The organism is Acinetobacter sp. A2, assembly GCF_048537555.1.
Taxonomy (GTDB): Bacteria; Pseudomonadota; Gammaproteobacteria; order Pseudomonadales; family Moraxellaceae; genus Acinetobacter.
Map to the genome: position 1 here is coordinate 2,469,235 of NZ_CP183239.1, position 12,047 is coordinate 2,481,281.

15 protein-coding genes are annotated in these 12,047 nt (G+C 42.9%); 12 read left to right on the forward strand and 3 right to left on the reverse strand.

Features of this window, described 5'->3' with window-relative positions; all coding sequences use genetic code 11:
* Positions 1–35 precede the first annotated feature (35 nt).
* On the reverse strand, positions 36–284 hold the full coding sequence (locus ACNS8M_RS11660; protein ID WP_168459991.1) for a cytoplasmic protein: 249 nt from the start codon (positions 282–284) through the stop codon (positions 36–38).
* A gap of 126 nt (positions 285–410) precedes the next feature.
* Between ACNS8M_RS11660 and rdgB the strand changes: the two genes are divergently transcribed.
* From rdgB to ACNS8M_RS11685, 5 genes are all read left to right on the forward strand, one after another.
* A complete protein-coding gene (rdgB, locus tag ACNS8M_RS11665) occupies positions 411–1,046 on the forward strand; it encodes an RdgB/HAM1 family non-canonical purine NTP pyrophosphatase (protein WP_168459990.1) in 636 nt (211 codons plus the stop codon).
* Between the two features lie 176 nt (positions 1,047–1,222).
* Positions 1,223–1,447 carry a Sec-independent protein translocase subunit TatA gene (gene tatA / locus ACNS8M_RS11670; protein ID WP_104852566.1) on the forward strand — a complete coding sequence of 75 codons (225 nt, stop codon included), beginning with the start codon at positions 1,223–1,225 and terminating at the stop codon, positions 1,445–1,447.
* Positions 1,448–1,465: 18 nt separating this feature from the next.
* Entirely contained in the window at positions 1,466–1,930 is a 465-nt protein-coding gene (gene tatB / locus ACNS8M_RS11675; RefSeq protein WP_168459989.1) for a Sec-independent protein translocase protein TatB, read from the forward strand.
* On the forward strand, positions 1,927–2,712 hold the full coding sequence (gene tatC, locus ACNS8M_RS11680; RefSeq protein ID WP_168459988.1) for a twin-arginine translocase subunit TatC: 786 nt from the start codon (positions 1,927–1,929) through the stop codon (positions 2,710–2,712). The genes tatB and tatC overlap by 4 nt, the downstream gene beginning before the upstream one ends.
* 171 nt (positions 2,713–2,883) lie before the next feature.
* Entirely contained in the window at positions 2,884–5,211 is a 2,328-nt protein-coding gene (locus tag ACNS8M_RS11685; protein WP_016658553.1) for a PhoX family protein, read from the forward strand.
* A gap of 41 nt (positions 5,212–5,252) precedes the next feature.
* On the opposite strand, the gene ACNS8M_RS11690 is transcribed toward ACNS8M_RS11685, so the two are convergent.
* On the reverse strand, positions 5,253–6,035 hold the full coding sequence (locus tag ACNS8M_RS11690) for an NRDE family protein (protein WP_168460045.1): 783 nt from the start codon (positions 6,033–6,035) through the stop codon (positions 5,253–5,255).
* A 94-nt stretch (positions 6,036–6,129) separates the two neighbouring features.
* Between ACNS8M_RS11690 and lgt the strand changes: the two genes are divergently transcribed.
* The 7 genes from lgt to msrA all read left to right on the forward strand — a co-directional run bounded on the left by lgt (position 6,130) and on the right by msrA (position 11,303).
* Positions 6,130–6,939, forward strand: coding sequence for a prolipoprotein diacylglyceryl transferase (gene lgt, locus ACNS8M_RS11695; protein WP_419224828.1), 810 nt, complete (start codon positions 6,130–6,132; stop codon positions 6,937–6,939).
* 108 nt (positions 6,940–7,047) lie between these two features.
* Positions 7,048–7,431 carry an AzlD domain-containing protein gene (locus tag ACNS8M_RS11700; protein WP_168417882.1) on the forward strand — a complete coding sequence of 128 codons (384 nt, stop codon included), beginning with the start codon at positions 7,048–7,050 and terminating at the stop codon, positions 7,429–7,431.
* Positions 7,432–7,531: 100 nt separating this feature from the next.
* Complete coding sequence (thyA, locus tag ACNS8M_RS11705) at positions 7,532–8,374, forward strand: thymidylate synthase (protein ID WP_419224829.1); 843 nt, start codon at positions 7,532–7,534, stop codon at positions 8,372–8,374.
* Positions 8,375–8,458: 84 nt separating this feature from the next.
* Entirely contained in the window at positions 8,459–8,971 is a 513-nt protein-coding gene (locus ACNS8M_RS11710) for a dihydrofolate reductase (RefSeq protein ID WP_168418754.1), read from the forward strand.
* Positions 8,972–9,040: 69 nt separating this feature from the next.
* Complete coding sequence (locus ACNS8M_RS11715) at positions 9,041–10,096, forward strand: DUF4105 domain-containing protein (protein ID WP_168459985.1); 1,056 nt, start codon at positions 9,041–9,043, stop codon at positions 10,094–10,096.
* A gap of 154 nt (positions 10,097–10,250) precedes the next feature.
* Complete coding sequence (locus ACNS8M_RS11720; protein WP_168459984.1) at positions 10,251–10,715, forward strand: META domain-containing protein; 465 nt, start codon at positions 10,251–10,253, stop codon at positions 10,713–10,715.
* Positions 10,716–10,781: 66 nt separating this feature from the next.
* On the forward strand, positions 10,782–11,303 hold the full coding sequence (gene msrA, locus ACNS8M_RS11725; RefSeq protein ID WP_168459983.1) for a peptide-methionine (S)-S-oxide reductase MsrA: 522 nt from the start codon (positions 10,782–10,784) through the stop codon (positions 11,301–11,303).
* Positions 11,304–11,374: 71 nt separating this feature from the next.
* On the opposite strand, the gene ACNS8M_RS11730 is transcribed toward msrA, so the two are convergent.
* Positions 11,375–12,013 carry a fumarylacetoacetate hydrolase family protein gene (locus ACNS8M_RS11730; RefSeq protein ID WP_168459982.1) on the reverse strand — a complete coding sequence of 213 codons (639 nt, stop codon included), beginning with the start codon at positions 12,011–12,013 and terminating at the stop codon, positions 11,375–11,377.
* Positions 12,014–12,047 lie beyond the last annotated feature (34 nt).

Consider the following 12,047-nt stretch of genomic DNA (forward strand, 5'->3'; position numbering starts at 1 on the left):
AAATTAACTTCATGCACCTTCGGGTGCTTTTTGTTTTATCCGAAATAAACCGCCTGCATGGCCTGTAGCAATTCAGGGCTGAACTCTTCTACTGTAGCAGAACCCAATACCGCATCTATACCACAATGCGGACACATTGCAGTTTGCTCATCATCACACCAATCTTCAATTTCGCTATAAGCAAAAGTTTCCAGACAGCAAAAACAGCCACAACACTCACTTTGCTGCAGTAATGCACGGTGCTGACTCGAATAATGGTAGATCTCTGAAATTTTGCTCATCATGATTCCCTACTTTTTGCAACCTAAATATTATTAGCATGTATGAAAACAAATCTATGCGAGATTAAACTTTTAAGTCTGCAAAATCCGTTAAAATATCCAATATTATTTTGAATTAAGATCTGAATTATGGCTGCAACTGATTGGCGCGCTCAAGGTACTTTGGTTTTAGCAAGCAACAATAAGGGAAAAATTGCAGAATTTGAAACCCTGCTTGCGCAATTAGACTTGCCTGTGCAAGTGATTCCGCAGGGTCAACTAAATATTGAAGATGCGGTTGAAGATGGTTTGAGCTTTGTTGAAAATGCTATTTTAAAAGCGCGCCATGCCGCAAAAATTTCAGGAAAGCCCGCGATTGCCGATGACTCTGGTTTGTGTGTGCCTATTTTAGGCGGCGCACCGGGGATTTACTCTGCACGTTTTGCAGGCGAACATGGCAATGATGCAGCCAACAATGAAAAACTGCTCAATAAACTCAAACCACTACGTCAAGAGGGTGAAGCCATTGAAGGCATGTTTGTCTGTGTTTTAGCCTTGGTTGAACATGCCGATGACCCACTCCCTAAAATATTTCAGGGGATTTGGAAAGGAGAAATTTTAGCAGAAACCCGTGGCGAAAATGGTTTTGGCTATGACCCACTGTTTTGGTTGCCTGAATTAGGTGTATCGAGTGCTGAAATGTCGAAAGCAGAAAAAAATAAAATCAGTCATCGTGGTCAGGCCATGCAGCTGTTTAAAGATAGCCTACAAGCTGAATTACCGTAACAACTGCTAAGTCAAATCTTAATTGTTCAAATACAACAGCCTGCGGTCATGTACAGGCTGTTTCTTTTTTCCAAATTTATATTCTTTAATCCCCTGTCTTTAAATCGCAACACATTCGTCACCGCATTGTCATACAGACCTGTTGAGATAGGCTCAACTAATGAGAGGTCTAAATCATGGCAGGATTATCTATTTGGCACGTGCTGATTTTTGCAATTGTGGTCATTTTATTATTTGGTACATCTAAACTGAAAAACTTAGGTAAAGATGTCGGTGGTGCAGTCAAAGATTTTAAAAAATCAATTAAAGACGATGAAGCTGAAACAGCTCAACTCAAAGAACCTCGTACCATCGAACATCAGGCCAACAGCAGTGATGTCAATTCGACAGTAAAACACTAAGGCTGAGGGTTTGAGATTATGCTCAATATTGGAATGACGGAACTGCTGATTTTCGGCATCATTGCATTATTGGTGCTGGGTCCTGAGAAACTTCCAGAAGCTGCGCGTTTTGTTGGAAAGTGGTATGGCAAAATAAAACGTATGGTCAGCAATGTTCAAAACGACATCGACCGTGAATTGCGTTTATCTGAATTACGTGAACAAATGCAGCAAGAAATGGCACGTATTCAAGAGCTTGAGGCAAAAATGCAGGCTCAGATGTCTGAAATGAAAAATGAAAAAATCTTTGATGATGCAAAAACATCGACAGACTCAAAACAGGCATCTTTAAACAACTTACAAGAACAGTTTTATCAACCTGTTGAAAATACAGAAAAACAGTGCATGGTGCGCATCCCTAAAGCGCCAGTGCGGACAGCATCAGCATCTATCTCACCCATTCAAAATACAACAACATATACTGAAATGAAGGTCGCGGTATGAGTCAGCCCAATTCTACTCAGCTTCCTCATTTGGCAGTGAAGTCTGAGCAACCTGCATTAGAAGAAATGCCAATTACCAAGCACCTGATGGTGCTGCGTAAGCATCTATTTAAAATTGTGGGCCTGGTTATTGCGCTGTTTTTCTGCTTATTGCCTTTTGCCAATCGCACCTATCAGATTTTATCTGAACCGCTGCGTGCGCAGTTGCCGACCTCATCGACCATGATTGCTACCGATGTCACGGCCACCTTTATGGCACCGTTTAAGCTGAATTTTTTTGTGGCGTTGATGATTGCGATGCCATTTATTATTTATCAGCTGTGGGCTTTCGTAAAACCGGCATTATATGAAAAAGAAAAAAGTCTGGCATTGCCGTTGCTCATAAGCAGCATTGCCCTGTTCTATATTGGGATTTCATTTGCTTACTTTATTGCACTGCCATCAATTCTGCACTTTTTCATCAGTGTGTCACCGGAAACAGTTGCCCCGATGACTGATATTAATAGCTATCTGACTTTTTGTTTGAAGCTGTTTTTGGTGTTCGGATTTACCTTTGAAATTCCGATTATTACCCTATTGCTGATTTTAATTGGTGTGGTCAGTACCCAGCAGCTGGTCGAGAAACGCCGCTTTATTATTGTTGGCTGTTTCTTTGTTTCGATGTTTGTGACCCCACCGGATGCGCTGTCGATGATTATGCTGGCCATTCCAATGTGGATGTTATTCGAACTAGGCTTATTTGCAGGCAAGCTGATTGAGAAGCGTCGAGTCAACCAGAAATAATATAAGCTCATGAATTTAAAAAAGAAGCACTTGTTGCTTCTTTTTTTATGGCAACCATTTACGGTTTGGTGAATTTAACCAGTTTGACATATAAGCTTAACCTTTACGTCATGTTTAGCCACTAATTTACATATAACTTTTAAACCACCAAGCGAATTTGCTAGGAAAAAAATGACTGACTATATGCCTTACAATGAAGATCAAGAGTTAGATAACAACACTTCAGACAATACACACTTTCGTGACATTTTAGAACAACGTATCAGTCGCCGCAGTTTAATTAAAAGAACTGCAAGTGGTGCAGCTGCTTTAGCTTTAGCATCTTCACTGTCTGCATGTAGTGATGACGATGATGACAACAGTGTTACTCCACCAGCTGACCAGGAAGATCCAAACAGCAAACCGGAGTCACTTTCTTTCACAGCTGTTGATAAAAACTTAAATGATATTGTGACCGTTCCAGAAGGCTATCAGGCAACTGTATTATATGCTTTAGGTGACTCGATTCACCCTGCTTTTAGCGATTGGAATGCAGACAAAAATGTTCCATTAGGTCCAAGTTTCCAGTTCCGTTCTGGTGACTGCCACGATGGTATGAGTTATTTTGGCTTGAGTACCAAAACGGGGCGCTATGATGCAAACGCATCTGATCATGGCTTACTGGTTTTAAACCATGAATATATTAACCAAACCTTCTTGCACCCAGAAGGTCCAACCAAAGTAAATGGCCGTCGTCCAGAAGATGAAGTTATCCGCGAAGTGAATGCTCACGGTGTTTCTGTGGTACACATTAAGAAAAATACCGAAACTCAAGCGGTAGAAATTGTTAAATCATCACCATTTAACCGTCGTATTACAGCTTCAACAGTAATGGATTTTGCAGGTCCAGCGGTCAATCCAAATTCTCCATTACTGCGTACAGCGTTCTCTCCTGCCGGTCGCCAAACACGTGGTACACAAAATAACTGTGGTAATGGTTATACACCATGGGGCACTTATTTAACTGCCGAAGAAAACTTTATTGGTTATTTCCAACGTTCAGGCACAGACCAATACGCAGACCGTAGCGAAGCAGAGAAAACTGCACTCAAACGTTATGGCTTAGGCTTAGATATTTCATATCAAACTGAAAAAAATGCAGATGGTTCAATTAAACGTGATGAGAAAAATAACATTGTTTATGTTCTCGATGCACAAAAACAAAAAGTGCCGGAACTCGACGAACAAGGCCGTATTGTTTATTTAGATAAATCTTCACGTTATGCATGGGAAACTGCTCAGGCTGGTGTTGAATCACAAGATATGTATGATCGCTGGTCAGCTAACGTAACCAAAGCATCTGCGACTGAAGACTATCGTAATGCACCAAATACCTTTGGCTGGATTGTTGAAATTGACCCATTTGATAATAGTGCAAACCCGGTAAAACGTACTGCTTTAGGTCGTTTTGCGCATGAAGATTGCCGTGCAAGCCGTGCAATTGAAGGACAGCAGTTTGCCTTCTATATGGGCGATGACTCTCGTGGTGAATACATCTATAAATTCGTATCAGATGCAGTGTGGGACCCTAAAGATGTCAACGGCGGTTATGCTGCTGGCGACAAGTATATGAATACAGGGAAATTCTATGTTGCCAAATTTGATGCTTCAGGTCAGGGCGAATGGATTGAACTGGCATTTGGTAAAAATGGTTTGACACAAGACAATACCCTTTATCCATTTAGCTCTCAAGCAGATGTCCTGACTTTTGCTCGCCTTGCTGCAGACTCTGTCGGTGCAACTAAAATGGACCGTCCAGAATGGGTTGCTGTGAATCCTGAAAATGGTGAAGTTTATGTAACTTTAACCAACAACTCTAACCGTGGTAATAATCCGGAACAACCAGTAAATGCAGCTAACCCACGTAACTATTCAGACCCTGAAGGGGGTAAAGGGAACGTCAACGGCCACATTATTCGCTTTAAAGAAGAAAGCACTGCTGCAACAACGTTTGAGTGGGATATTTATCTGTTTGGTGCAGAAGCTCAAATGGATGCGAACATCAACCTTTCAGGCTTGACCGATGCCAATGACTTCTCGAGCCCGGATGGTATGTGGTTTGATCCACGTGGTGTGCTTTGGATTCAAACCGATGATGGTGCATATACTGATGTCACTAACTGTATGATGCTTGCTGCATTACCTGGTCAGGTCGGTGATGGTCAGTCTGTAACTACAGTAAACGGCCAAGCCACTATTGCAGGTGCTCAAGTAACGGATGAAAACCTGCGTCGCTTCCTGGTTGGACCAAAAGAATGTGAAATCACCGGCGTGACCATGACACCTGACTACAAAGCAATCTTCATTAACGTTCAGCACCCAGGCGAAGATTCACCACGTTTTGATGCACCAACAAGCCATTGGCCAGCAACTCAAACGGATATCAATAACAAAACTGCACGCCCTCGTTCTGCAACAGTGGTCATCACTCGTACTGATGGTAAAGCGATTGCAGGATAATCCTCTCTTTCACAAAAATACCGGCTTGATGCCGGTATTTTTTATTTCTGTAGTGGAATATTCAGCTCCACGATCTGCCCGGCGGTTTCACCCTGCTGGCTTTTCTCTAACCAGTGCCATTGCTGACCATTGAATCTTAAAATATTGGAACAGCGTGTACCATACGCCGGACTCTGAATAAAGGTCGACGACAATAACTCTTCCAGCTCGACAGAAATGCCGGTTTCTGGCAATAAATCTGCAATCACCTTGCGTTCATCTTCCAAAATATCCCAGGCAGCATGCTGCAGATCTGCTTCTGGCATCCGGGCTTGCTGTAACATCGGTAAAAATTCTTGGGTAAAGCGTTTACGCAAATGGCCGGTTTTTTCCCAATGCTCGCCCATTAAGCCATTGGACACCACATATACCCCTTTGGCCAGCACTTGCGGCGCCTCCCCTCGGTTGCTCATATACACCGCCTGTTCCCGGTCGCCGACAAATAAATTAAAGCCGGCATAATCGCACTGGCGCGGCTCCAAGGCTTGCGCAAAGCGAATTGGACTTAATTCAGATTCCAGAAAATCCTGAATCAGATGCCCGCGTGAGGTCGGATAATTGTGCTGATCCTGTCCATTACGAAAATTGGTAACAATGGCCCAGCGGCCGCTGGCGGTCACGCCCATCCAGGTGCCACCCGACTGCAAGTCCTGTCCGGCATAAATCGGGCTATTTTCCCAGGCATGCAACGCCGCAGTTGGACGCTGATAAAACTCATCACGGTTTGAAATTAAACATAAAGGCAGCTCATCCAGAACCTGCCAGGCAAAGGCCACAATACACATAATTTCCTGTTCGCTATCTTTACACATTGAATGTACAACATTTTTCATCTTATTCAGCTAAAATCTGTGCAAAACAGAATGACAAGGAACAGGAATGCTGACCTATCCAAATATTGATCCGGTGGCGATATCGCTGGGTCCCTTACAAGTCCACTGGTATGGACTGATGTATTTACTGGCCTTTTTATTTGCCTGGGGTCTGGCCACTTATCGCGCCAAACAACGTGGCTGGACTTCAGACATGGTGTCCGACCTGATCTTTTACGGCGCTTTGGGCGTGGTCATTGGTGGACGTGTCGGTTATGTCTTCTTTTATGGCTTTGAACAATTTTTGGCAAATCCACTATGGTTATTCCAAGTCTGGACAGGTGGCATGAGTTTCCACGGCGGCTTTCTTGGCGTGATTTTAGCCATGCTGTTCTGGTGTAAAAAATACAAAATGACCTGGTTTCAAACTTTGGATTTTGTTGCCCCGTGTGTACCCACAGGTCTAATGTTTGGTCGTATTGGTAACTTTATTGGGGGCGAGTTGTATGGTCGCCCTGTGACTGATCCTAACTTTGCATTGGGGATGATTTTCCCAACCGATCCTTTGCAATTGGTACGTCATCCATCGCAACTGTATCAAGCCTTATGTGAAGGTTTAATCCTGTTTATTGTATTGTGGTGGTTCAGTACCAAACCACGTCCACGTATGGCAGTCTCTGCCCTATTCCTAATGGGTTATGGCTTAGCACGCTTTGTAGTCGAGTTTTTCCGAGAGCCAGATCACGGTCAGCTCTTTATTGCATGGATGAGTAAAGGTCAATTCCTGAGCTTGCCAATGATTTTGGTGGGCATGTGGATGATGTGGTATGCCTATCAAAAGAAAATTTATGATTGGGGACCGCAGAAGAACAGCTAAGCAGCCCTGCACTGCGTATTTGATCTATTCAGGCGAAGTCAATCTTCGCCTTTTTTTATGCTACAGTGCAAATTCTGAATGCTCATTGAACACAATTGAAGAACTCAAATGCTGGAATTTTGGTTTAACCCTCAGGTTACAGTGCTAAAGAAAATTGCCCTGCTGATTATCATTGCCCTAGTTACCGCAGGCCTATACACCCTACAACCACTCCAATTCGATGCAATTTTAATGTTTCTGGCTGCAGGTCTTGTTTTCCTGATTTGCCGTTACTGTAAAATTCATTTTACTCAGCACCATCCAACAGGCTGGATTGCACGTGTTTTGACTTGGATTCCACTGGCTTTGTTACTCGCATTGATTTTTATGCAAATCCAACATGGCGAAATCTTAATTTCAGGTGCACAAGGCATTGGCTTTACCGCTTTGGCCATTTGTCTGTTTTCACCGTTGTCTTTGCTGCATCAACATCAAGCTTCCGACACACAATAAAGTCACAACTTTAAAAACTCTGCTATTATTCTTTCTGATTTATTGAGCCTAGAATGGCCCAGCCCACAAAATATTCACTTTTGCTTGACCAGAGAACGCTATGCGCCAGTATTTAGACCTACTCCAACATATTCTTGACCATGGTGGCGATAAAGGCGACCGTACTGGAACTGGCACGCGTTCAGTGTTTGGGCATCAAATGCGATTTGACCTAGCGCAAGGCTTTCCCCTGCTCACCACCAAAAAAGTGCATTTCCGTTCAATCGTGATTGAGTTGTTATGGTTTTTAAAAGGTGATACCAACGTCAAATACCTACAAGAACATAAAGTCAGCATTTGGGATGAATGGTCTACTGCAGAACAAACCGCGCGCTTTGGCCGTCCTGAAGGTGAACTTGGCCCTGTGTACGGACATCAATGGCGTAACTTTGGTGCCACACAAAAAGCTAATGGTTTGTATGAGCAAGATGGTTTTGACCAAATTGCATGGTTAATCAATGAAATTAAAACCAATCCAAATTCACGTCGTTTGATCGTGTCGGGCTGGAACCCGAAAGAAGCAGGACAAGTAGCGTTACCTCCTTGTCATACCCTATTCCAGTTTTTTGTACACAACGGCAAACTTTCATGTCAGTTGTATCAACGCAGTGCCGATGTATTTTTAGGTGTACCCTTTAATATTGCCAGCTATGCTTTGCTGACCCACATGATTGCACAAGTCTGTGATTTAGAAGTGGGAGATTTTGTCTGGACAGGTGGCGATACCCATTTATATACCAACCACTTTGAACAGGCACAGTTACAGCTCAGTCGTGAGCCAATGGCTTTATGTCAGTTAAAATTGAATCCTGAAGTTAAAGATATTTTCGATTTTAAATTTGAAGATATTGAAATTGTAGGCTATGAATCACACGCTGCAATTAAAGCACCCGTAGCCGTCTAATCAACTGTTCATTCAACATTAAAAAAGCCCTGCTTTCACGTCCGAAAAGACGCATTGCAGACCCAGAAAATACGAGCCAAATTTATGTCATTTCAAAATTTAGAAGTTGTACACGTGGTGGCGATGGATCAACAGCGCTGCATTGGTCAGGGCAACCAATTGCCGTGGCATATTTCGGCAGACCTCAAACACTTCAAAGAAATCACCCAAGGTGGTGTGGTAGTTATGGGGCGTAAAACCTTGGAGTCGATGGGACGCACTCTACCTAAACGTGTTAATTGGGTGATCACCCGTGACCCAAACTGGGCTTTTGAAGGCACAAAAGTGGCAAACAGTATTGAAGATGCGTTGCAGCAAGCCGTTGCCGATGTGCAAGTCTCAGAAAAGCCAAATACGCTATTTATTATTGGCGGTGGTGAAATTTTTAGCCAAACCATGCCAATCGCTGACCGTCTAGAACTGACTCATATTGAACTAGATGTTCAGGGTGATGCGTATTATCCGGCCATTCCAGCCGAGTTTAAAAAAGTAGCCTCTGAACAGCATGTCGATGAAAAATCAGGCATTGCCTTTGAGTTTGCCCGCTACCAAAAATAATGCTGACAGCCTTGGCAATCTTTGATTATGATGACTTAAACGGAATTTAACTTGTCTCAGGAATGGCGGATGCTGCATTTCATCTTCAGTTTAGGTGTCATTCTTTCTTCTATTTGGCTGAGTATGGCCTTATGGATTCATCAGCCTTTGGGTTGGCTGATGAGCCGTGTGCTGATTGGAACTTGGCTGGCCTTTACGCTCAGCATTTTGGGCATTTATATCACTCAACATTTGCTGAGCCGCAATCAAGATATTCTGGTTTATCTATTGGGTTTTGCTTTGGGGCTGTTCTGGTATTTTGGGATGGATGCTAAACAAGATCGTGACTGGAACCCTGAAGTCGCACGTATGCTGCGTTATGAACAAGTACAAGATCAGGTCACGCTGCACAATGTCCGTAATTTTGACTGGCATGCCGATGGCAGCTATACCGAACACTGGGAAACCCGCCAATTTAATCTCAAACAGATTACTGGGGTGAATATCATCACTTCATATTGGATGGGGCCTAAAATTGCACACACCCTCGTCAGCTTCGACTTTTCAGATCAAGCGCCACTAACGTTTTCCATTGAAATTCGTAAAGAAAAACACGAAGAGTTTTCTGCAATTGGTGGCTTTTTCCGACAGTATGAACTCAGTCTGGTCGCTGCCGATGAAAAAGATATTATCTATACCCGCAGTAATATTCGGGGTGAGCAAGTTTACTTTTTCCCAATTCAGATGAATCCTCAAGAAGCTCAGGCTTTGTTTCAGGAATATCTGCGTAAAGCCGATGCTTTAGCAGCTAAGCCACATTGGTACAATACTTTGACCAGTAATTGCACCACACTGTTGTTTGATATGATTCAGGCAGTATCCCAAAAGCGTTTCCCTGCCGATTACCGTCTGTTTGCTTCAGGCTATTTACCTAATTATTTATATGATTTGCATGCGCTGGATCATCGTTGGGATATGCAAACTTGGTATCAACGTGCCCACATTAACCCACGTGTGGAAAACTTAAAAGATATCCACAGCCAAGACTTTTCCGCGCTCATTCGACAAGGGGTACAGCTCGATTCCTCAGCAAAAATCAGCACGCCTTACTCGCACCCAACCTATCAAAACAAAGTGCTGCCTTGACCTATTTTGGTCATTTGGTTCTGCTAACATCAGCACAACCATAAAAACGCAAAGTATCCTCAACAAAATTGCAGCAAAGCTACAAATTCAACTAGAGCAATCATGCATAATTTGTTTAGATAGCAACAATTTCCTAAAAATAAGTGAGCATCCCATGTTCAAAAAATCTTTTGGTATCGCAATATTTGCTTCAGTCATACTCTTCTCTGGATGTGAAAATATGCCAACCCAAACCAGCGCCAGCCAAATCACGGCAATCAATCAGGCCAACTTAGCTCAGCGCACTTGGACTGCAACACAATTGGGCAACACCATGCTCAGCAGCACAGCAACTCAGAATTTACCGCAGTTACAATTTAATGCAGCAACACAAAGCGTTACGGGTTCAGACAGCTGTAATCGTTTAAGTGGTAGCTATGTCGCAGGACGTGACACCATACAACTCGGTCAGTTGGCAACTACACGAATGGCTTGTCTAAACAATAATAATCTGGATCAAAAATTTCATGAAGCTCTAAATAAAGTGACGCATTATCAGGTTTATGGCAAAACCCTGAAATTGCTAGACCGTCATGGAAATTTACTGATTCAGTTTGCCACAGCAACTGCTGCCCGTTAAAGCTTAAGCCCGTTGATAAATCAACGGGCTTCACACGACTCATTCATAAAATATAAGGACAAAATCATGCAACAAGCATTGTTTGGTGGCGGATGTTTTTGGTGTGTTGAAGCCGTGTTTTTACAACTGCAAGGTGTAGAGAAGGTCACCAATGGCTATGCTGGTGGGCAGACATTAAACCCAAGCTATGATGATATTTGCCGTGGTGACAGCGGACATGCAGAAGTCATTTTGATTGATTTTGATGAGCAGCAGATCAGCTATTCACAATTACTTGAGGTGTTTTTTGCCACACACGACCCAACCACATTAAACCGTCAGGGCAATGATGTCGGCACACAATACCGCTCTGTGATTTATTATTTAGATGCTACACAGCAACAAGCTGCCGCCGAGATGATTGCAGCCTTACAAGCTGAAGGTGTGAATGTTGTGACTGAACTCAGTGCAGCACCTGAATTTTACCCTGCAGAAGACTATCATCAGAATTTCTTTGCCAAAAATCCAAATCAGGGCTACTGCAATTTTTCCATTCCACCGAAACTGAATAAATTACGCAGTAAATTTCAGCATTTACTGAAAGTATAACCATTGGATTTAAAAGCAAGTACAAAACGGTGATACTCATCTTTTGATGACATCACCGTTTACACCACTATTTATTTTACAAAAGTCGTCCAGACAAATGCCTGAGTACGTCCTTGTAAGGTCATCTTCAACTGATCGCCCGACTGTAATGCTGCCACCCCTGCAGGTGTACCAGTCATTACCACATCACCAGGTTCTAAACTAAATACTTGGCTAATATCTGCCAACAATGCCGCAATATCAAAAATCAATAAACTGGTATCGCCTTGCTGACGTAATTCATCATTAATGTCCAAACAATATTGCACGTTTTTCCAGTCCTGAATTTCCGATACATCCACCCAATCTGCCAACACACAAGAACCGTCAAACGCTTTGGCTCGTTCCCACGGCTGTCCTTTTTTCTTAAGTTCATCCTGCAATTCACGCAAAGTTAAATCCAAGCCCAAAGTCACTGCACTTACAGCATCCAATACTTTGGCAGGATCTGTGTCTGCATTTAATGGCTGATCAATACGTAAACTCAGTTCACACTCATAATGGCAATTGCCCCAGACTTTATTCCAAGAAATACCATCATTTAAACTGCGTAAGCTGCTTGGTGGCTTAATAAATAACACAGGACGATCAGGTACAGCATTACCTAATTCTTTGGCATGGTCTGCATAACTGCGACCGACACAGACAATTTTAGATGGACGTGTACTCATGGTCATCCTCTGATATTTACAAATAGGAAAAATT